The organism is Cytobacillus luteolus (assembly GCF_017873715.1).
GTDB classification, from domain to species: Bacteria; Bacillota; Bacilli; order Bacillales; family Bacillaceae_L; genus Bacillus_BV; species Bacillus_BV luteola.
The window spans coordinates 144,325-164,191 of the sequence record NZ_JAGGKM010000007.1 but is presented as its reverse complement, the minus strand read 5'-3'; the positions used below and the strand labels follow the sequence as shown (position 1 = coordinate 164,191).

At 37.8% G+C, this 19,867-nt stretch carries 22 protein-coding genes; 11 read left to right on the top strand and 11 right to left on the bottom strand.

Annotated elements, in window-relative coordinates; translation table 11 throughout:
• Nucleotides 1-75: 75 nt before the first annotated feature.
• From J2Z26_RS18830 to J2Z26_RS18820, 3 genes are all read right to left on the bottom strand, one after another.
• The gene (locus tag J2Z26_RS18830; RefSeq protein WP_193535195.1) at nucleotides 76-588 is read right to left on the bottom strand and encodes a YwgA family protein; all 513 of its coding nucleotides are present in this window, start codon (nucleotides 586-588) and stop codon (nucleotides 76-78) included.
• A gap of 55 nt (nucleotides 589-643) precedes the next feature.
• Nucleotides 644-1,945 (bottom strand): HD domain-containing protein, encoded by a 1,302-nt coding sequence (locus tag J2Z26_RS18825; protein ID WP_193535194.1) that lies wholly within the window; start codon nucleotides 1,943-1,945, stop codon nucleotides 644-646.
• Nucleotides 1,946-2,133: 188 nt separating this feature from the next.
• On the bottom strand, nucleotides 2,134-2,361 hold the full coding sequence (locus tag J2Z26_RS18820) for a YuzB family protein (RefSeq protein ID WP_193535193.1): 228 nt from the start codon (nucleotides 2,359-2,361) through the stop codon (nucleotides 2,134-2,136).
• Between the two features lie 345 nt (nucleotides 2,362-2,706).
• Here J2Z26_RS18820 and J2Z26_RS18815 point away from each other — a divergent pair, with 345 nt between their 5' ends.
• A complete protein-coding gene (locus J2Z26_RS18815; RefSeq protein ID WP_227413656.1) occupies nucleotides 2,707-3,411 on the top strand; it encodes an RsfA family transcriptional regulator in 705 nt (234 codons plus the stop codon).
• Between the two features lie 231 nt (nucleotides 3,412-3,642).
• On the opposite strand, the gene lipL is transcribed toward J2Z26_RS18815, so the two are convergent.
• Nucleotides 3,643-4,482 carry an octanoyl-[GcvH]:protein N-octanoyltransferase gene (lipL, locus tag J2Z26_RS18810; RefSeq protein WP_193535192.1) on the bottom strand — a complete coding sequence of 280 codons (840 nt, stop codon included), beginning with the start codon at nucleotides 4,480-4,482 and terminating at the stop codon, nucleotides 3,643-3,645.
• Nucleotides 4,483-4,598: 116 nt separating this feature from the next.
• The gene (pta, locus tag J2Z26_RS18805) at nucleotides 4,599-5,570 is read right to left on the bottom strand and encodes a phosphate acetyltransferase (RefSeq protein WP_193535191.1); all 972 of its coding nucleotides are present in this window, start codon (nucleotides 5,568-5,570) and stop codon (nucleotides 4,599-4,601) included.
• 266 nt (nucleotides 5,571-5,836) lie between these two features.
• On the opposite strand from pta, the gene hemQ reads away from it, so the two are divergent.
• The 3 genes from hemQ to gerQ all read left to right on the top strand — a co-directional run bounded on the left by hemQ (nucleotide 5,837) and on the right by gerQ (nucleotide 7,800).
• Entirely contained in the window at nucleotides 5,837-6,580 is a 744-nt protein-coding gene (hemQ, locus tag J2Z26_RS18800) for a hydrogen peroxide-dependent heme synthase (protein ID WP_193535190.1), read from the top strand.
• Nucleotides 6,581-6,814: 234 nt separating this feature from the next.
• Nucleotides 6,815-7,246, top strand: coding sequence for a cell wall hydrolase (locus J2Z26_RS18795; RefSeq protein WP_193535189.1), 432 nt, complete (start codon nucleotides 6,815-6,817; stop codon nucleotides 7,244-7,246).
• A gap of 71 nt (nucleotides 7,247-7,317) precedes the next feature.
• Nucleotides 7,318-7,800 carry a spore coat protein GerQ gene (gene gerQ, locus J2Z26_RS18790; protein WP_227413655.1) on the top strand — a complete coding sequence of 161 codons (483 nt, stop codon included), beginning with the start codon at nucleotides 7,318-7,320 and terminating at the stop codon, nucleotides 7,798-7,800.
• 223 nt (nucleotides 7,801-8,023) lie between these two features.
• Here gerQ and J2Z26_RS18785 read toward each other — a convergent pair whose 3' ends face one another.
• On the bottom strand, nucleotides 8,024-8,395 hold the full coding sequence (locus tag J2Z26_RS18785; RefSeq protein ID WP_193535188.1) for a DUF423 domain-containing protein: 372 nt from the start codon (nucleotides 8,393-8,395) through the stop codon (nucleotides 8,024-8,026).
• Nucleotides 8,396-8,514: 119 nt separating this feature from the next.
• Between J2Z26_RS18785 and pxpB the strand changes: the two genes are divergently transcribed.
• The 3 genes from pxpB to J2Z26_RS18770 are packed head-to-tail and all read left to right on the top strand — an operon-like array spanning nucleotide 8,515 to nucleotide 10,944.
• Nucleotides 8,515-9,252: a 5-oxoprolinase subunit PxpB gene (gene pxpB / locus J2Z26_RS18780; RefSeq protein WP_193535187.1), complete on the top strand. Its 738-nt coding sequence runs from the start codon at nucleotides 8,515-8,517 to the stop codon at nucleotides 9,250-9,252.
• Nucleotides 9,239-9,997 (top strand): 5-oxoprolinase subunit PxpA, encoded by a 759-nt coding sequence (locus tag J2Z26_RS18775; protein ID WP_193535186.1) that lies wholly within the window; start codon nucleotides 9,239-9,241, stop codon nucleotides 9,995-9,997. The genes pxpB and J2Z26_RS18775 overlap by 14 nt, the downstream gene beginning before the upstream one ends.
• A gap of 5 nt (nucleotides 9,998-10,002) precedes the next feature.
• Nucleotides 10,003-10,944, top strand: a complete 942-nt coding sequence (locus J2Z26_RS18770; protein ID WP_193535185.1) for a 5-oxoprolinase subunit C family protein — start codon at nucleotides 10,003-10,005, stop codon at nucleotides 10,942-10,944.
• A 24-nt stretch (nucleotides 10,945-10,968) separates the two neighbouring features.
• Here J2Z26_RS18770 and J2Z26_RS18765 read toward each other — a convergent pair whose 3' ends face one another.
• Nucleotides 10,969-11,271, bottom strand: a complete 303-nt coding sequence (locus J2Z26_RS18765; protein WP_193535184.1) for a hypothetical protein — start codon at nucleotides 11,269-11,271, stop codon at nucleotides 10,969-10,971.
• 44 nt (nucleotides 11,272-11,315) lie between these two features.
• Between J2Z26_RS18765 and J2Z26_RS18760 the strand changes: the two genes are divergently transcribed.
• Nucleotides 11,316-11,522 carry a hypothetical protein gene (locus tag J2Z26_RS18760; RefSeq protein WP_209794413.1) on the top strand — a complete coding sequence of 69 codons (207 nt, stop codon included), beginning with the start codon at nucleotides 11,316-11,318 and terminating at the stop codon, nucleotides 11,520-11,522.
• Here the strand turns inward: J2Z26_RS18760 and J2Z26_RS18755 are convergent.
• Complete coding sequence (locus J2Z26_RS18755) at nucleotides 11,519-11,773, bottom strand: YwdI family protein (protein ID WP_193535183.1); 255 nt, start codon at nucleotides 11,771-11,773, stop codon at nucleotides 11,519-11,521. The two genes, J2Z26_RS18760 and J2Z26_RS18755, sit on opposite strands and share 4 nt — an antisense overlap.
• Before the next feature lie 339 nt (nucleotides 11,774-12,112).
• Here J2Z26_RS18755 and J2Z26_RS18750 point away from each other — a divergent pair, with 339 nt between their 5' ends.
• Nucleotides 12,113-13,366 (top strand): erythromycin esterase family protein, encoded by a 1,254-nt coding sequence (locus J2Z26_RS18750; protein WP_193535182.1) that lies wholly within the window; start codon nucleotides 12,113-12,115, stop codon nucleotides 13,364-13,366.
• A gap of 417 nt (nucleotides 13,367-13,783) precedes the next feature.
• Here the strand turns inward: J2Z26_RS18750 and J2Z26_RS18745 are convergent, their stop codons facing one another.
• The 3 genes from J2Z26_RS18745 to J2Z26_RS18735 are packed head-to-tail and all read right to left on the bottom strand — an operon-like array spanning nucleotide 13,784 to nucleotide 15,648.
• Nucleotides 13,784-14,722: a 3-hydroxyacyl-CoA dehydrogenase family protein gene (locus J2Z26_RS18745; protein ID WP_193535181.1), complete on the bottom strand. Its 939-nt coding sequence runs from the start codon at nucleotides 14,720-14,722 to the stop codon at nucleotides 13,784-13,786.
• A gap of 2 nt (nucleotides 14,723-14,724) precedes the next feature.
• Nucleotides 14,725-15,168, bottom strand: a complete 444-nt coding sequence (locus J2Z26_RS18740) for a GNAT family N-acetyltransferase (protein ID WP_319638031.1) — start codon at nucleotides 15,166-15,168, stop codon at nucleotides 14,725-14,727.
• Between the two features lie 33 nt (nucleotides 15,169-15,201).
• Nucleotides 15,202-15,648, bottom strand: a complete 447-nt coding sequence (locus J2Z26_RS18735; protein ID WP_193535180.1) for a GNAT family N-acetyltransferase — start codon at nucleotides 15,646-15,648, stop codon at nucleotides 15,202-15,204.
• 174 nt (nucleotides 15,649-15,822) lie between these two features.
• Here J2Z26_RS18735 and J2Z26_RS18730 point away from each other — a divergent pair, with 174 nt between their 5' ends.
• Together J2Z26_RS18730 and pflB are read left to right on the top strand one after the other, a co-directional pair.
• Nucleotides 15,823-17,373, top strand: a complete 1,551-nt coding sequence (locus tag J2Z26_RS18730; protein WP_193535179.1) for a gluzincin family metallopeptidase — start codon at nucleotides 15,823-15,825, stop codon at nucleotides 17,371-17,373.
• A gap of 190 nt (nucleotides 17,374-17,563) precedes the next feature.
• On the top strand, nucleotides 17,564-19,789 hold the full coding sequence (gene pflB, locus J2Z26_RS18725; RefSeq protein ID WP_193535178.1) for a formate C-acetyltransferase: 2,226 nt from the start codon (nucleotides 17,564-17,566) through the stop codon (nucleotides 19,787-19,789).
• The last annotated feature ends 78 nt before the right edge of the window (nucleotides 19,790-19,867 follow it).

Sequence of the window (19,867 nt, the reverse complement as noted above, 5' to 3'; positions counted from 1 at the left end):
TGGGTATCCGGAGCTAGATGTACTAATATACGAAAAAGGAGCTATCTGCGTAACTGCAGATAGCTCCTTTCTATATTATGAAACAACAACTTGTCCACGTAGTTTTTCAATGTACGTATATGCCTCTTCAATTTCTTCTTCTGTGTAGCGTTGTTTACTTTTTAGGGTGAAAATTTTATCCTGTACTTCTTCTTTTGCTAATCCTTCAAAATAAAGGACGGTTGATACTAATTCAAGGAATCTAGCATTCTGTCCATTTAAATCCATAATGCATTCCTTTAAAGGTGGTAGGTCTTCTAGTTGATAATGACTTAAAAATTGCTCACCAGTCTCTGTTAAGGTGTAGCGATATTGAAAGTATCCACCTTTCTTCTCTTTTACCTCATTTAAGAAACCAAGATTACATAATTCTTCAACACGTAGTGTGAGCTCTTCAGAGTACGGTCCATAAAAGTGAAAGTCATATTTTTCATAAAAAGGAAAATTAACTTTTTTTGCAATATAGATCATTTTTTGAAGCTTTTTTCGACCAATGATTTCCCCAGCCTCTGAAAAAGCCTTCATAATTTTTGCGTGTTCAGTTAACAAAGCCCCGTCACTCCCAACAATAAGTTCAATTTATATCAAGTAAGCTATGTACGTCCTATAGCTCAAGTAGCTCTTGAATTTTCTTTTTTATATTTCTTTTTGTCGATAAATCCTCAATAAAATCTTGAGGAAAATATAATTTATGATCTGTACGACGTTTTCCTGAAATGGCATCAACGATATCTGATTGACGTGACAACTCACGCAATTCACCACTTGGCATTTGCAAATGGATTGGTAGTCGTTCTTCTTCCTCACCTGGACGATAAAAATCATAAGGAAGATCTGAGGAGGAGTCCACAACTAAATAATACTCTGGATCAATACCTGCTTTTTTGAAAAGCTGGGTAAGTTCCATAAGTTTCATCATTTGCTCATTATTCGGACTGAATTCTACGTACTGAAATAAGTTACGGTTGATAAAACGGCGACATAAGTCACTTAGGATTGGGTCATCCTCTTCTTGCCACACTTGGAAATAATACAAGACGATGGATTCATCTAGCTTCACATATTCTTCTACATTCACTTCTTCTTCAAATAAAGAGTAGAAATGAATTGGATGTATTTTAAAAGAGTAATATTCTTGATGTAGTTTTTTTGCTCGATGGAGAATTTTCGATAAAATAACCTCTGAGCTCCTAGTTACAGGATGGAAATAAACTTGCCAATACATTTGGTAGCGACTCATAATATAGTCTTCCACCGCATGCATTCCGCTGCTCTTTATGACAACCTGATCTTCTTGAGGACGCATGACACGTAATATTCTTTCCATGTCAAAATGACCATAGCTAACCCCGGTATAATAAGCATCACGCTGTAAATAATCCATGCGGTCTGCATCAATTTGACTGGATATCAAACTAACAACTAGCTTATTTTTATACGTTTTAGCAATAACCTCTGCCACTTTTTTCGGGAAGGTTGCACCCATTCTCTTAAGGACACTATTAACCTCCGTATCACCTAAAATAATGGCTTGAGTAAAGTCCTCGTGGTCCAGGTGAAATACTTTTTCAAATGAATGTGAGAAGGGACCATGCCCTAAATCATGTAAAAGCGCTGCACATAAACATAAGAGGCGTTCTTCATTATCCCAATGTTCTCTATCCTTAAAACTATCATCAATAATTCGTCTGACAATTTCATACACACCGAGAGAATGGTTGAATCTACTATGTTCTGCCCCATGGAATACTAGATAAGTTGTTCCAAGCTGGCGAATTCTGCGTAGGCGTTGGAACTCACGTGTTGCGATTAAGTCCCAAATCAAGCGATCTCTTACATGAATATAGCGATGTACTGGGTCTTTAAAGACCTTTTCTTCGGTCAATTTCCCATTGGCATTTGTCATGTTATTACCTCTTCCATCTAAGCTCTTTTCAAAAATACTTCTTTAGTTCAGGTCTCATCTATGACTTGTTTTCTATTATATAGTTTAATCTTAGTCAAAAAAACCCATTTTTGAACAATTTTCTACAAAGATTTTTATTTTTAAAAAAGAAATAAAAAATCACCTTTGTAGTGTTTAAAGGCGATTTTTTAACTCTTGTTTAACTTCTTTTCTACTTTATCTATCAGCTCATCTTCGTTCGGTGCTGATAGTGGGCGATTGTTCACAAACGCAAACGATTTTTTCCGGCCAGGGCCACAATAAGATTGACAAGCGATGTCAATTTTAGCATCTGGGTCTATTTTTTTTAGACGAGGAAGCAAGGTTTTTACGTTAGTTGCCTGACAATCGTCACATATACGAAATTCATTGGTCATCTGGGAACAGGTCCTTTCTATGCTTAACACCACAAGTGGTAGACGCTCGAAATATAAACATTGCTAAGGGGTATTTTACAATTTATCGACAGCCTTTGCAAGTAGTCCTGACTATTTCCAGAAATAGTCTGTGTGGGATTTTTTATAAGTTAACAAGTTCATAGTGTAGTTTCTCGTCCAGCTACAGTGCCACTGAACGAGGCACTTCCGCCGCATATGAATAAATCTATTATCCTTTTAAGATTTTTGGTATAAACATTGTTTCTATTGGAAATGATGTAGTTAACAGAGCAATGATTACAAACAATCTTGCTAATCATATATATAAATTGGGAGTTGAGTATAATGAAAGAAAGACAAGATGCCTGGACAGAGGAAAATGATTTGTTGTTAGCTGAAACCGTTCTTAGACATGTACGTGAAGGTAGTACACAATTAAATGCGTTTGAAGAGGTAGGAGATCGACTTAACCGTACGTCAGCAGCCTGTGGTTTCCGTTGGAATGCAGTTGTAAGACATGATTATGAGAAAGCCTTGGCTCTAGCAAAAAAACAACGCAAGCAACGTCAACGTGCGTTAGGTCAACAACAACCTGTTAAAAAGAATCTATTATATACACCACCTACACCTTCTATTGAAGAGTACAGTACTGAATTTGGAACTGAAATGAATACACAGGTAGAAGCAGCACCTGTTGAAACATATACTAAGAGAGAGCCTGTAAGACAACAAGCCTCTACCTCTCTATCAATTGATAGTGTTATCTCTTTCTTGCAATCATTAAAAGGTAGAGACGTATCTGTTGATGCATTAAGTAGAGAGAATGAGAGATTAAAGAGAGAACATAATGAGCTGCTAAGGCAGAACGAGGAACTTACTCAGCAAGTAGCCAAGCTTGAACAGAGTGCTATTTCAATTCAAGATGATTATGAAACACTGATGAAAATCATGAACCGTGCAAGAAAGCTCGTTTTATTTGACGAAGAAGAGCGTCCAGCAACTAAATTTAAGATGGACCGCAATGGGAACTTGGAGAAGGTAGCTGAATAAAGTAATTAACGCTTAGGGAGTTATGGCTCCGTGGGCGTTTTTATTTGAATTATGGCGAAATTAAGTATTTTGCTAAGATTGTTAAGTATTTCATAAAAATAGTTAAGTATTTTCCGCCAATTGTTAAGTATTTTCTGGGGACAGTTAAGTATTTCCTCAAAAAAAGAAAGTATTCCCAATTACCTGGAAATACCATTTACTATAAAGCTGACCCATCCCCTAAAATAGCTTCTAAATCTCAAGTACTTTCTCATTCCGCTCTAAAATCCGCTGATAATTGTACCTAAAAAGCTCCATTTCGTCCTCATTAAGCTGCGAGGCAAAGATTCGTCCACTTTCTTCTTTCAAAGTTTGCAAAAAATAGAGCATAACATCTTGCACGTTCAAATCAGTCTCTAGCAACTCTGAAAGTGATGCCATTGTATCCGGCACAATTTCAGGAAACACAAGTTTTGTCTGTTCTCCTTTTAAGGAAAGCTGATAGAAGTCTTTTATTAACTCCGCTCGCTTCCCTCCACTTCCGGTGATGCAAAGGTAGATTTGCACAGATACTCCACCTCGTAATCTGCGCTGGGAGATGCCGGCAAACTTTTTACCGCCTATGCTTAAGTCGTAACTCCCCGGACAATACGAGCCAACAATTTCGCGAGCCTCTATGCCCTTAGCGTAGTTTCCTAGCATCTTCCTCGTTAACTCCCACATCGCATCGTACCCTCTATTTATATCAATTCCTTTTTCCGTATCTTTAAATATTAGAGATAGATTTAGAACGCCCTCATCTAAAACCACAGCTAGTCCCCCAGAGTTTCGGACAATCACTCGATAGCCCTTGTCTTCTAGGTAACTTATGCCATCTGCTAAAAAAGGAAGCTTTGTATCTTGTATTCCCAACACAATTGTATTGTGGTGAACCCATGCGCGTGCGATTGATTCTGACTCTCCACTTCCAACAGAAGCACATAATGTGTCATCAAACGCAAACGATTGGAGTGCATCAAAGTGAGGCCCTCTACTAGAATGGTCAATGATTCTCCATTCCGGCTGTTCTAAGAGTGAATGTATAGTACTCATGTTCAACTTCTCCTAAAAAGTTCGTATAAATTCCTGTCATTATACCATAGGCAGGAAACTTTTCTCAAAATCCCACACAAAAAAGGCAACCCCCAAGAGCCACCTTTTCAATATGATTAGAGTGATTGACTTGCAGTTATTAATGCCAGCTTATACACATCTTCTGCGTTGCATCCGCGAGATAGGTCATTTACCGGTTGATTTAAGCCTTGTAAAATCGGGCCAACTGCTTCAAAGTTTCCTAGACGCTGTGCAATTTTATAGCCGATATTACCCGCTTCAAGACTAGGGAAAATAAAGACATTGGCATCTCCCTGGATTTCTGAATCTGGGGCTTTCTTTTTTGCAACAGAAGGGACGAATGCTGCATCAAATTGAAATTCTCCATCTAGCTTAAGATTTGGGTCAAGTTGTTTTGCGATTCTTACGGCTTCCACTACCCTTTCTGTTTCAGAAGACTTAGCTGAACCCTTTGTTGAGAAACTCAACATTGCCACTTTAGGATCGATATCAAACATTTTGGCAGTTCGAGCACTTTCCACTGCAATTTCAGCTAGATCCTGACTATCTGGAGCAATGTTAATAGCACAATCGGCAAAAACATACTTCTCATCTCCACGCACCATGATGAATACTCCGGATGTCTTTTTCACACCTTGTTTTGTTTTAATAATCTGGAGTGCTGGTCTAACTGTATCAGCTGTTGAGTGAGCTGCTCCACTTACTAACCCCTGAGCTTTTCCAGTGTAAACGAGCATTGTGCCGAAATAATTTTCATCTAGTAAAATTCTTCGTGCATCTTCTTCTGATGCCTTACCGTTACGTCGTTCAATAAACGCTGATACGAGCTGGTCAATTTCAGGATAATTATTAGGATCATAGATTTCAACATTTTCTAATGATACATTTAATTCCTTTGCTTTCGCTTCAACCTCTGCTTTATTGCCGATTACTATCGGAACAACCACTTGCTCACTTGCTAAACGTCCAACTGCTGATAGAATTCGTTCATCCAATCCTTCTGGAAAAACGACTTTTATGTTTTTACCTGTTACTTTCTGTTTTAAACTTGAGAATAAGTCACTCATTTTAGGAACCCTCCCACAATAATCCATTATGTACCGTCATTAGAATAAAGCTTTTTTTGTTAAAAATGAACAAAATCCTGTTACAAATTATTGAAACTTACGCATTACTTACACTTCAATCGTTCCCTTTTTAGATAATTTTAACCATGAAACATGAATTTAACGAATGTTCAAGGTTTAGTCACTTGGCTATAGGAAAAACTATGTTATAGTAATTGTGGATACATAGTAAATATATATATTTTTAAAAATAGGAGTGATTATACATGAGTGAAGCAGCTCAAACGTTAGATGGTTGGTATAGTTTACATGATTTCCGTACGATGGATTGGACTTTATGGAAGAGCGTATCAAGCGATGAGCGCCAAGCCGCAATTCATGAGTACTTAGGGATGTTAGAAAAGTGGAATGTTACTCAAAGTAATGAGCAAGGCAGTCATGCTCTTTATTCAATCGTTGGGCAAAAAGCTGACTTTATGATGATGATTCTTCGCCCTACCATGGAAGAGTTAAACGAAATTGAAAATGAATTCAACAAGTCTAAGCTTGCAGAATTCACAATTCCCGTACATTCTTATGTTTCAGTTGTTGAGTTAAGTAACTATTTACCAGCTGGTGAAGATCCTTATCAAAATCCACAAGTTTTAGCACGTTTGTATCCAATCTTACCGAAAGCTAAGTATGTTTGCTTCTACCCAATGGACAAGCGCCGCCAAGGCAATGATAACTGGTACATGCTACCGATGGAAGACCGTCGTGGCATGATGAGAAGTCATGGAATGATTGGTCGCCAATATGCTGGTAAAGTTAAACAAGTAATCACAGGATCTGTTGGATTCGATGATTATGAGTGGGGCGTTACATTATTCTCAGATGATGTTCTACAGTTTAAAAAACTAGTCTATGAAATGCGTTTCGACGAAGTAAGTGCTCGTTTTGGTGAGTTTGGAGCATTCTTCGTTGGTAATTTATTAGAAGAAGATAAGATCTCAAAGTTCTTACACGTATAATAAATCCCAAAGACAGCCCATGTGGCTGTCTTTTTTTTGATTAGAAAAATGTCATATCAGCAGAATTTTTTACATACGGTTTAGGGAATGGGTATTTTTCGTACTTTATCAAATTTGTTGGAACCCATTTTCGACTCCTTCAATAAGTTATAAAGAGCAAAAAGAGTACTATTGATTTATTTGCCTATAGTTGTCGGTGAAGAATCAAAGCTCCTTGTTAAGTGAGGTGAGAAAATGGCAGTTGTCGCACATACAGAGGAAGATGTAAAACTCTTAGCAAGGCTAATGCGAGCTGAAGCTGAGGGTGATGGACAGTTAGGTATGCTAATGGTTGGGAATACCGGGGTTAATCGAGCAAGGTCAGCTTGTATCGACTTCAAAAAAGTTACGAATATCCGCCAAATGGTTTATCAGAGCCCGGGAGGCTTTGAAGCAACTCAGAAAGGCTATTTTTATCAAGCAGCTAGACCACAAGATATTGAGCTAGCCAGAAGAGTTTTAAAGGGGGAGCGTTTTCACCCCGCTGAATTTTCACTATGGTTTTTTAGGCCGGCTGCTGAATGTCCAGCACAGTGGTTTAATCAATGGAACACAGGCCGCTATAAAGCGCATTGCTTCTATAAGCCAACTTCTGAAGATTGCCCACAGGTCTATTCAACATTTTAGAGAGAGATATTATTTACACGCGCTAACTGAAAGACAAAAACTATACTTACTTTTTTGAGGAGGTTTTTTTAATGAGTCATAAAAATCCATATGATGGAATGACAAATCCATATGCAGGTTATGGTTATGGAATGGATCAACAAGGTTATAACCCCTACCAAGGTTATGCGCCAATGCAACAACAATTTGGTTTCCCAACTCAACAACAGGTACCTGGTTTATTCACTCCAGGAGCACCAGGAGTTCAACCTACATTAGGAGCAGATGTACCAGGTATGCTTCCATTAGAGCAGTCTTATATTGAAAATATTCTTCGCTTAAACAAAGGAAAACTAGCAACTGTTTATATGAACTTTAACGGCAGCCGCGAATCATTTGTAGGTATTGTTGAAGCTGCTGGACGCGATCACATTATTCTAAGTGATCCTCAAACAGGTATGAGATATCTATTATTAATGGTGTATTTAGAGTACGTAACATTCGATGAGGAGTTAGAGTACGACTACCCATTCGGTGTAGGAATTCCTGGGGCAACTACCTATCCACCTAGATAAAGAACAAAAGCGAAAGCGCCTTGGTCAGCCCCGACAAGCAAATGTTCTGTGACAGAAAAAGTCTGCACTTAGACTTTTTATGGCACAGGTTATTTGACCTCGAGGGGCTAGGCGCTGGAGCTGGACGTAGTGAAAACTAAAGGCTTAGTCAGTTGCAAGGTTACTTTTTATAATTTCCTAGACAATGATAAAGGAGAGTGTCCGAGGGCACTCTCCTTTTCCTTTATAGATGTCTAATTGCAACAATTCCAACTAACAACCAAGCAGCTAAAAATGCCAAGCCGCCTAGTGGTGTAATTGCTCCAAGTACTTTTATTCCAGTAGTACTTAGTACATACAAACTTCCTGAAAACAGAATAATTCCAATGAGCATCAACCATCCTGCTGTATTTAGCATACCTGCACCAGGAGCTTTTGCTAATAGTATTCCTACAATAAATAGTCCAGTTGCATGAAACATTTGATAAGTTACACCTGTGTTCCAGGTCTTTAAATACTTTTCTGAGATTTTCCCCTCTAAACCATGTGCCCCAAATGCTCCCAAAGCAACAGCAAGAAAAGCATTAATTGCACCTAATAAAATAAATAATTTCATGATTGTTCGTCTCCTTTTTTAAAAAACTCTAGTTATATAATAAACGAGTCATTCAAAAATTCAAACTAAGATATGGTATAGTTTAATTATCAGAATATTAATTGGTTTGGTGATGCACATTGGAATTTTCAATTCGCCCATTAGGGGATAAGGCCATTCAAATTTTATTTATCTCCCCAATCTCAGAAAAATTAAATAGGCATATACAACATACCGCAAATGCCATTAAAAGCAAGCATATACTAGGTATCATTGAGGTCGTCCCAGCCTTTGAGACCTTAACCGTTTATTATGAACCTATGAAGATATCACACACTGCTTTAGTAGAAAAACTACATAGTATTTGTAGTGCTCCTTCTAATAAAAACAGGGTCTATCAAAAAGAGATTGTTACCATTCCTGTTTGCTATGGTAACAGATTTGGGGAGGATCTACCTCATGTGGCCAAGCATAATAATTTAACAGAACAAGAGGTCGTCTCCCTCCATTGTTCCAAACAATATCTCGTATACTTGATTGGTTTTTTACCAGGATTCCCCTATCTAAAAGGGTTATCACAAAAATTACATACTCCAAGGTTAGCTGAGCCTCGTCTAAAAGTGCCAAGAGGTTCTGTTGGAATTGGCGGAGATCAAACAGGTGTGTACCCAATTGAATCCCCAGGTGGGTGGAATCTCATTGGGCAAACACCCCTAACATTGTTTAATCCAACTTCTCCAAGTCCCTTTTTAATAAAAGCTGGTGATTTTATTCGCTTTGTATCCATATCTGAAACTGAATTCTACGAAATAACCCAAGCAGTTAAAGAAAATAAATATGTTGTTAAACGGGAAGTGATTCAAAATGAAGAAGATTGATTTAAATTGTGATTTAGGTGAAAGTTTCGGTTCCTATAAGCTAGGAAATGATGAACTCATTTTAAGCGAGGTTACTAGTGCGAATATCGCTTGCGGCTTCCATGCAGGAGATGCTCATGTCATGTATAAAACGGTTTTGTTAGCTAAGGAAAAAGGCGTAGCAATTGGGGCCCATCCTGGCTTTCATGATATTGCAGGTTTTGGCCGAAGAGAAATCCCATATACTTCCGGGGAAATTACTGAAATGGTGTTGTATCAAATTGGGGCACTCTCAGCCTTCTGTAAAGCTCATGAGGTGAAACTTAGTCATGTAAAGCCCCATGGAGCTCTTTATAACTTAGCCGCAAAGGACCCTTTTATCGCAAAAGCAATCGCGAAGGCTGTTATGCTCTTTGACTCTGATTTACTGTTATATGGGTTGTCAGGGAGTGAGCTTATTAAAGCAGGGAAAGAAGTTGGACTCCGCACTGTTTCAGAGGTTTTTGCAGATCGAACCTATCAAAATGATGGCTCGCTTACTTCAAGGAAAAGTGAAAATGCTATTATATCAGAGACTGAACTCGCATTATCACAGGTGATCCAAATGATTGAAACAGATACTGTTACTTCTGTTGATGGACAGTCAATTCCAATTGTGGCTGAATCGGTATGTGTTCATGGAGATAATGAGCATGCACTACTTTTTGCAAAAGCATTACGTGAAAATTTAACAAAAAAAGGCGTTTCGGTACGTCCAATTAGGTGATTATAATGCAACTACCTTTATTTCAGGTTTTGAAAAAAGGGCTATTAACAACTTTTCAGGATAAAGGTCGCTATGGATATCAGCAATTTGGTGTGGTAACAGGGGGAGCAATGGATGTAGATTCCTTACGAATTGCCAATCTGCTAGTCGGGAATCAGATAGATGAAGTTTGTCTAGAGATCTCAATGCTAGGTCCAACACTTCAAGTCCTTGCAGATGAAGTGGTTATCTCGATTTGTGGCGCAAATTTAAGTCCCTCAATTAATAATCAACCGATGCCTCTATGGCAATCTGTCAGAGTCTACAAAAACGATATCATTAAATTTGGGAAACCAAAACATGGAATTAGATCTTATCTTGCTGTTTCTGGTGGTTTTTTTGTAGAAGAGGTGTTGGGAAGTAAGTCTTTTTACCAAAAAGCCGACCTTGGTACAAGTATTGAGGAAGGTGATCAATTAATGGGGTTTCCTTCTACTAAAAAGAAAAGAATGAAAGGCATAGCACACTCCACCCAACCACAGTATGAGAAAGACATCACTGTTCGGGTGATCGTGGGACCACATGAAAATGAGTTTTCTACTGAAAGTATTGAGCACTTTTTTAAGGAACCTTACAAAGTCATGCAAGCTGACCGAATGGGTTACCGTTTAAATAGCAATACAAAGTTAGAACATAAGAATAAGGCAGATATTGCATCAGATGCTATTCCTATTGGTGGCATTCAAGTACCTAGTAATGGTCAGCCAATTATCTTAATGGCCGACCGACAAACTACAGGAGGGTATACTCGTATTGGAACAGTCATCACCGCCGACATTCCTAAGATTGCTCAAGTACCCCCCGGTGGATCTATTCGTTTTGAAAAATGTACAATTGAACAAGCTCATAGTGCATATCAAGAAAGAGAAAAGTTTATACGCATTTTGCAAAAGCTAAGGAGGGATTGAAACAGAGTCTCTGTCCCTCCTCTTTTATCGGTTTGTAAAATATACGTTTAGGGCGTCTCTTGCTTTGGTTTGATCCTCAGGGCTTGCTTCGATTAAATAATGGTCGCCATCCAAGGATGATTTGAAGGATGTGATTCCTTGTGATTTTAAAAAGTTATCTATATCAGTTAGATGGTCACCTTGAGTTAGTAACGTTTTATGGCCTATGAATTGTTGATTAATGAATACCTCATATCTATCTTCATTTAGCTTTGCATCGGCTCCTGATTCTACTTCGTCAAATGCAAAGACATCGTTAAATCCACCATTGCCTGTAGTAATTGGCATGAAACCACCTCCATACCATATTTTTTGTCAGTTGGGGTTAATGTATGAGTGGTAGTTTTTTTCTTAATTTGAATTTAGACCGTTCCTTTGCGCTGCAGGCATTTGCTTTCCGCGGGGAGGAAGTCGAGCCTCCTCGGCGCTTCGCACCTGTGGGGTCTCGACCTTTCCTCTACTTCCCGCAGGAGTCAAATGCCTTCCGCTCCAATTCACTCAACTTACGTAAAGAGCTTGCTACTTCAACCGCCTATTAAAAATCAAATATTGAATCACCATTACCATCATCTTCTTTTAGTTTGGTGGCTTGTGCTGTAGTGATAGGTTGTTGAATGGATGGTGTTGTTGGTTGAGGCTGTTCAATCTTATTTCCTTCTTCAATAACAAGGTCACATAATGTTCGTATGATGACTAAGTGTTCTTTTACTTTTTCTTCGTTATTGGTTTGTTTGGCTTGGTCAAGTTCGGTTTGCATTTTTGTTAGTATTTTATGTAAAGGAATTTGCATGGCTGACGTTTCCCTTCTTATTTTTTGGGGCGTTTGTCTTCGTATTTTAAACAGTGGTCTCCGGATGATTGTTGTACAGTAACTGAGGGCATTGCAGATGTTTTAAAATTAAATGCGCGACAGCCCTTCGGAAATTTTGGATCCCACGTTGTATAGAAATGCTTACAATGAAAACAATTTATACGTTTGTTCAATTAAATCACAACCTTACCTACAATTCACCTTTATTGTATCTGATTTCAGTTAGATTTACATTGAAAAGAACCGACTTGTCTCATTTTTATGGGTAGTATTTTTAGAAAACAAGGAGAAACTACTCTCAAAAAGGGGTGAATAACATTGAATAGGCTTATTAATGATATTCAGCAACATTCATTTAAAATTCAGTCAGAAGATGATTTACAAAGGATTGTTGATGCTATTGGTGAACGAAAGGTCGTATTGCTAGGTGAGGCTTCTCATGGCACTTCCGAATTTTATACATATCGTGCTGAAATCACTAAGCGATTAATTGAGCAAAAAGGATTTTCAATAATAGCTGTTGAAGGGGATTGGCCTTCCTGTTTTGAAGTAAATCGATATATAAAAGGGTATGACCAAACCTATCAGAATGCTAGAGAAGCTTTGGGACAATTTAATCGTTGGCCAACATGGATGTGGGCAAATGAAGAAGTACTACAGTTAACGGAGTGGCTGAAACAGTACAATCAGAAACATGAGAAGCAAGTTGGCTTTTATGGAATTGATGTATATAGTCTATGGGAGTCCATGGAGGAAATCATAAATTATTTAGAGAAGATAAAGTCTCCTGATGTTGAAACAGCAAAAAATGCCTTTGCATGTTTCGAACCTCATAATCGAAAACCAGAAAATTATGGAGTGGCCGCTTCTTTTTTATCTGAGGATTGTGTAAATGAGGTCATTGAATTACTTCAGAAAGTCCGTACAAATTTTATACATCACCAATCTGAAGAGGCTACTTTAAACCTTCAAGTAAATGCCCTTGTTGCTGCAAATGCTGAACAATACTACCGGGCTATGGTTCAAGATGATACTGCCTCTTGGAACGTACGCGACTACCATATGGCAGATACGGTGGACGAACTCTTTCATTATCATGGTGACGATCAAAAAATAATTATTTGGGAACACAATACTCACATTGGAGATGCACGGGCAACCGATATGAAGGGTGAAGGGCTAGTGAATGTTGGACAAATCATGCGTGAAAGGTTTGGACAAGAACAAGTATATGCCATTGGTTTTGGAACTCACCGCGGTTCTGTTGTCGCTGCAATAAGATGGGGAGAACCGTTGGAGGTTATGACTGTTCCAATTGCTGAAAGAAATAGCTGGGAGGATTTAATGCACGAGGCGGGTGCATTTAATAAGGCTATTCTTTTTACAGAGGATAATAAGCACCTTTTTACCAAGCCAGTAGGTCACAGGGCAATCGGTGTTGTTTATCATCCTGAATATGAGCATTTAGGAAATTATGTACCTTCCGTGATGTCTGAACGTTACGATGCCTTTATACATATTGATGAAACAAAGGCATTAGTACCACTAAAAGTGGGAGTAGAAATGACTTAGTTAAAGGTACCTCCAATTGTAGTAACGGGTCCTCTTGTGGAGTCCGAAATCATTGATTACAGTACAAATAACGTAGTAAAAAACATGGTGACTAGCCATTTAATCATCACTTTTTTCGCTTTTTGATATAATCCGTTGGTTGATCGGATAAGCTCCCGATATAAATAAATTGACGGAAAAATTCCGCTTAAATAGGAAATACCCTTGAAAATAGCTCAAATAGGCGGAGAGATTCCGCTTATTTACTCAAGAAACATGAAATTAGGGGATTTTTCTTGGCATAACCGGAAAACCTCCCCTTATTTAGCCTCGAAAGAGCTCCATTCTGAATATAACCGGAAAATCTCCGTTTATTTTACTATCACTGGTTGCTTACTTAAGGACAAGGTAGCATATCGGTAGGAGGTATCCACTATTTCACTCAGTTTCCTTAATTGCCAAAAGCTTTATTAATTTCCGGTCACGTTCTTTGGCTGCAAGGGTTACTTCTTCTCGGTCATATTGATAGAATCCTTCTCCACTTTTTGCCCCTAATTTGTTGGACTGCACCTTTTCACTAATTGAACTAGGAGCGGTTGTACGTGCATCTAATTCTGGAAATAAGTTACCCGTCACTTTTTCCCAAATATCTAATCCTCCAAAATCGGCAATTTGAATAGGTCCATCAAAGGCCCAGCGCATACCTGGTCCATCTGCAATGACACTATCGATTGCTCTAGCATCTGCAATTCCTTGCTCTAGTAAATACATGGCTTCTCTAACTACTGCCGCTTGAAGTCTATTTGCTATAAATCCTGGGATATCCTTTTGTAAACGAACTGCATTCTTCCCACATGCGGATAGAAATTCAATTACTTGCTCAATTACCTCAGCCTTTGTTTGCTTACTAGGGACAACTTCAACTAAACGTACTAAATGGGCAGGGTTAAAAAAATGAACCACTAACATGCGGTCTGCAAATGAAACACCCTCAGCTAGTCTTTCAATTGAATAGGTTGATGTATTTGATGCAACGATTGTATTTTCACCAATTATAAATTCCAGTTTTTCATAGAGTTCTTTCTTCAACTCAATGATTTCTGGAACTGCTTCAATTATAAGGCTTGCGCCTGAGACAGCATGTATCAAATCGGTAGAGTAAGTGAGGTTACTTTCTATTCTATCGATTTCTATTTCACTAATATAATTCTCTTCAACCATAAGCTTAAGGTTTGTATGTATTCTTGTCTTAGCAAGCTGCAATACTTGCTCATTAATATCGTAAATAACAACTGGAAATGAAGCAGCGGCGAATACTTGACCAATGCCATGTCCCATTGTACCAGAACCAAGCACACAAATTGTTTGATGACTCATTCTTACTCCTCCTCAGTAGGCGATATAGGATAGATGTATTCAATTATCTGTTTATCAGCAGTAAATCCATGGCTTTCGTATAACTTAATGGCAGATGTGGGGTTTTGAGTATCAACGGTTAACCTCACTTCAGCAATACCTTTAATTTTCATTCTGTTCATTACCTCTCGCAAAAGAGCTTTTCCAATGCCTTTACCCTGATACTTCCTAAGTACAGCTATCGTTGAAATGACACCTTTCTTCTCATCGGTGATATAGCTTGATAAGAATCCCACTCTCTCACTTTTCTCATTATTACAAAGTAGGTAGAATTCCTCCGAGAACTCTGAGCTAGTAAACTCATATTTTACACTTTCTATTGAAAGTTGATCAGGACTCTTTCGCCAAGAAAATGCGTCATTATTGATTAAGGTCCAATCAGTTGCGTCATCGAGAGTCGGAACGATAAACGAGAAACCTTTAGGCAGTGAAACCTTTGATTATTTCAAGGATTTACATTGATAAGATAATAAATCGGTATGTTTTTGGAGGCCTAGCTTTTCTGCTAGTTCATTTTGTCCCTTTATATGTGTTCGCACCATTTGATCATAAATAATCGTTTGCTTTTCATTGTTAGCTCGTGCTCTCAAATGTTCGATTGAGTGGCTAACAAGCTTTGTACCAATACCTTTTCTTCTCCAGTTTGGATGGACAGTTCCATAACTATAGACGTGAATAGAAGAGTCTCCCTTTACATGACATAAGGCATTATAACCAATAATTTTTTCATCGTGTAAAGCGACAAATGTATTTTCCCTTATTTCTTCTCCTGGCTCATCAAACCATTGATTCAGTTCTTCTACGGTTGTCAGCCCTCCAACCTTTTCAACATGGTATATCTCGTTGATTATGACTGCTATTTCATTAATATCCTTGTCTCGAAACAATCTTATTTCCACCAAACGACACCTTTTTCTTAATGTATGTTGTTAAATAAAGTATAAAGGACATGGTAGTATATAACAATTTAATATTTAAATTGTCAGATTTATATAAATAGTTCTATCTATTAATGCTACGATTAATTAATCTAGATAACTGAAAACAAAGGAGCCGTGAAGATGAACGATATTTTTGATGTGGAAAAGCTGACTAGGATTCTTGACGAGGTAGAGTGGAAAAAGGCCTACGAAGACGAATTACGTAAATTAGGAGAATTTTCAAAGGAAATTAATCAACTAACCTATCAAATGTATGCAACGAGCGAGCAAGATCCTAAGCTCCAAGAAATGACAGAAGTTCGCCAAAGTCTTCTTACAAATCCAAATTTCAAAGCAATGCTAGAAGAATGGGCTATAAAAATAGAGGACAATCAATGGAAAAAACGTATACACCTGATGCTACAAGAAATCCAAAATCAAGAAATTGAAGCAGATACGAAAGTCCTTACTCTAAAAAATCAACTTGAAGGGAAGATATTCAGCAAAACCTTTGATGTAGATGGCACAACTTACAACAGTGGCCAGGTTCATTCAGCATTAATGGATCACGAGGACAGATCTGTAAGACGTAGATTAGTAGAAGCAATGAACTCCTATAGTAATGAACTAACAGAAGACTTTCGGAATCTATTAAAATTGCGGAATCAAAAAGCGAGGGAATACGGCTATACGAACTATCACCATTATAAGTTCAGTTCGGCTAATTTAAATTTCGAGCAATATAAAGAAGAATGCTTGCGCATGTTTTCCAATTGTAGGCCTTTGATAAATGAGTGGGGTAACCGCATAAAAGAACGGTTTGGTTATGAAACTCTACATGTATACGATCTATTGTATGTTGCAACAAATTTCTCAGATATTGATCAGTCTATCTTTTCAGGTGAAAAAATCAAAGTAGCTATTGAAGAAGCCTTATCTTATTTTGATTTAGATTTGAAAAATTCACCAATTGATGTACAGCTTTTACTTATTCCATATGGAGGTTTTTGTATGGAGATTTCTCCAGAGGATATTAAGCTTGTCATTAATAATCGGAATAGTCATTTGGCCTATGCAACTGGTTTCCACGAACTTGGTCATGCTTTGTATAATCAATTTGCCTCTACTGATATTTATGAATTCAAGCAATTTCAAAGTAATATCGGTCATGAAGGTATGGCAGAATTGTTTATGACTATTCCATATCAAAGAGAATGGTTGTCCAATTATTTTAAGCTAGATACTAACTCGGTTAATCAACTTGTTGAATCCAAGCACCTAGCTGATTTATTTATCTCGTTATTTTATTTCTATATTAGTTTACTAGAATATGAACTATATCAGAATCCTGATTGTGATATGGCCGAAGTTTCAAAAAGCCTTTTAAAAGAAGTCTTTGATATAGAAGGACCAAGCCAGCATCCCGCAACTCAAGTTATGCTTATTGGCTATCCAATCTATGTACAGGATTATATCTATGCTGACGGAATCCGTGACATGTTACGATATCATTTTCAAATAGACGGGATGTATAAAGAGGAGGATGTGTTTAAAAAGATAAAGAACACATTCATGGAACCAACTGAACGACTCACCTGGCAAGAACGAGTACAATCCCTTTGTGGTGAGGAATTCACTTTTACGTATTTCGAAGACTATTTAGTAAATAAACAAACGACAAAAATGAAGTGATGAATGGTCAAAATCAGCAGAAAAGTTAACAAACCTCTTTAAAGCAAGGGATATATTTCACTTGCTCAAAGGTTCACAAATATGTCACTCATTCCCTCTGTTATATCGATAGGGAACGTAGTATCTTATAAGTATAAAGCTGTTATACAAAAAATACTAACCCTGTACTAATTCAAGGAGGGAAATTAACATGAAACAATGGCAAGGCTTTACACTTGGTGACTGGACAAATGAAATTAATGTTAGAGATTTCATTTTAAATAATATATCGATCTATGAAGGTAATGAATCTTTCTTAGCACCTGCTACCGAACCTACAAAAGCTCTCTGGAAACAAGTGATGGAACTTACAAAGCAGGAACGCGAAAATGGCGGTGTCCTGGATATGGATACTGAAATTGTATCAACGATTACATCACATGGCGCTGGTTATTTAAACGTAAACCAAGAGAAAATTGTTGGCTTACAAACTGATCAACCTTTTAAGCGTTCTCTACAACCATTTGGTGGAATTCGAATGGCTGAACAAGCATGCGAGTCATATGGTTACAAAGTGAATGAGGAAGTAAGCAACGTGTTTTCAAACTTCCGTAAAACACATAATCAAGGTGTTTTCGATGCTTATAATGATGACATGAAAGCTGTTCGTAAGGCTGGTATCATCACTGGACTTCCTGATGCATATGGTCGTGGAAGAATCATCGGTGACTATCGCCTGGTAGCACTTTATGGAATTGATAAGTTAATTGAAGAAAAGCAAGCTGACCTTCGTAATGGTCCAAAAACAATGACAGAAGAAGTGATCCGCCTTCGCGAGGAAATTTCTGAACAAATTAGAGCACTAGAAGAAGTGAAGGATATGGCAAAGACATATGGCTTTGACATCTCTGAGCCTGCTACAACTGCAGTAGAAGCTTTTCAGTGGTTGTATTTCGGATACCTAGCAGCTATTAAGGAACAAAATGGAGCTGCAATGAGCTTAGGACGCACAAGTTCTTTCCTTGATATCTATATTGAAAGAGATATCAAAAATGGTGTATTAACTGAAGAAGAAGCACAAGAATTAGTTGACCATTTTGTCATGAAGCTTCGCTTAGTTAAGTTTGCAAGAACTCCTGATTATAATGAGCTATTCAGTGGTGACCCGACTTGGGTAACTGAAGCTATTGGTGGTATCTCAATCGAGGGCCTTCCATTGGTAACGAAGAACTCATTTAGATTTCTTCACACATTGGATAACCTAGGTCCGGCTCCAGAACCAAACTTAACCGTTCTATGGTCTACAAAATTGCCAGAAGCATTCAAAAAATACTGTGCAAACATGTCTATCAAAACTAGCTCAATCCAATATGAAAATGATGATATTATGCGTCCTGAATTTGGCGATGATTATGGAATTGCGTGCTGTGTTTCTGCAATGAAGATTGGTAAACAGATGCAATTTTTCGGAGCACGTGCGAACCTTGCAAAAGCTTTACTTTATGCAATAAATGGTGGCGTAGACGAAAAGCTAAAAGCTCAAATTGGCCCTACGTTTGCACCAGTCACTTCTGAATTTTTAGAGTATGAAGATGTAATGAACAAGTTTGACAATGTGATGGAATGGCTTGCCGAAACGTATATAAATACACTTAATGTAATTCATTATATGCATGATAAGTATTCTTACGAGCGCATCGAACTAGCTTTACATGATACAGATGTAGAGCGTACGATGGCAACAGGAATTGCAGGATTATCTGTTGTAGCTGATTCTTTAAGTGCAATTAAATATGCAAAAGTAAAACCAATTCGTGATGAAAATGGAATTGCAGTTGACTTTGAAATTGATGGCGACTTCCCTAAATACGGAAATAATGATGATCGTGTTGATGAGATTGCCGTTGAGCTAGTGAAAACATTTATGACAAAGCTTAGAAAGCATAAAACCTACAGAGATTCTAAACACACTTTATCTATTTTAACGATTACCTCAAATGTTGTTTATGGCTTAAAAACAGGAAATACACCTGATGGAAGACGTGCCGGAGAACCATTTGCACCAGGAGCAAACCCATTACATGGAAGAGATTCTAAAGGAGCACTAGCATCATTAAGCTCAGTTGCAAAATTACCATATGAATATGCATTGGATGGAATTTCCAACACCTTCTCAATTGTGCCAAAAGCACTAGGGAAAGAGGAAGAAACACAGGTTGTAAATCTAGTAGCAATATTAGATGGATATGCAGTTAAAAAGGGGCACCATTTAAATATAAATGTATTTAATCGTGAAACCTTACTTGATGCAATGGAGCATCCAGAAGAGTACCCGCAATTAACCATCCGTGTTTCTGGTTACGCAGTTAACTTTGTCAAACTAACTCGTGAGCAACAGATCGATGTGATTAATCGCACATTCCACGGAAGCTTATAGACTTATAATAGAGATGACAAATAAAAGAGGTTAAGCTGTATAAGCTAACCTCTTTTACTTTAAATTACAACTTTCTTT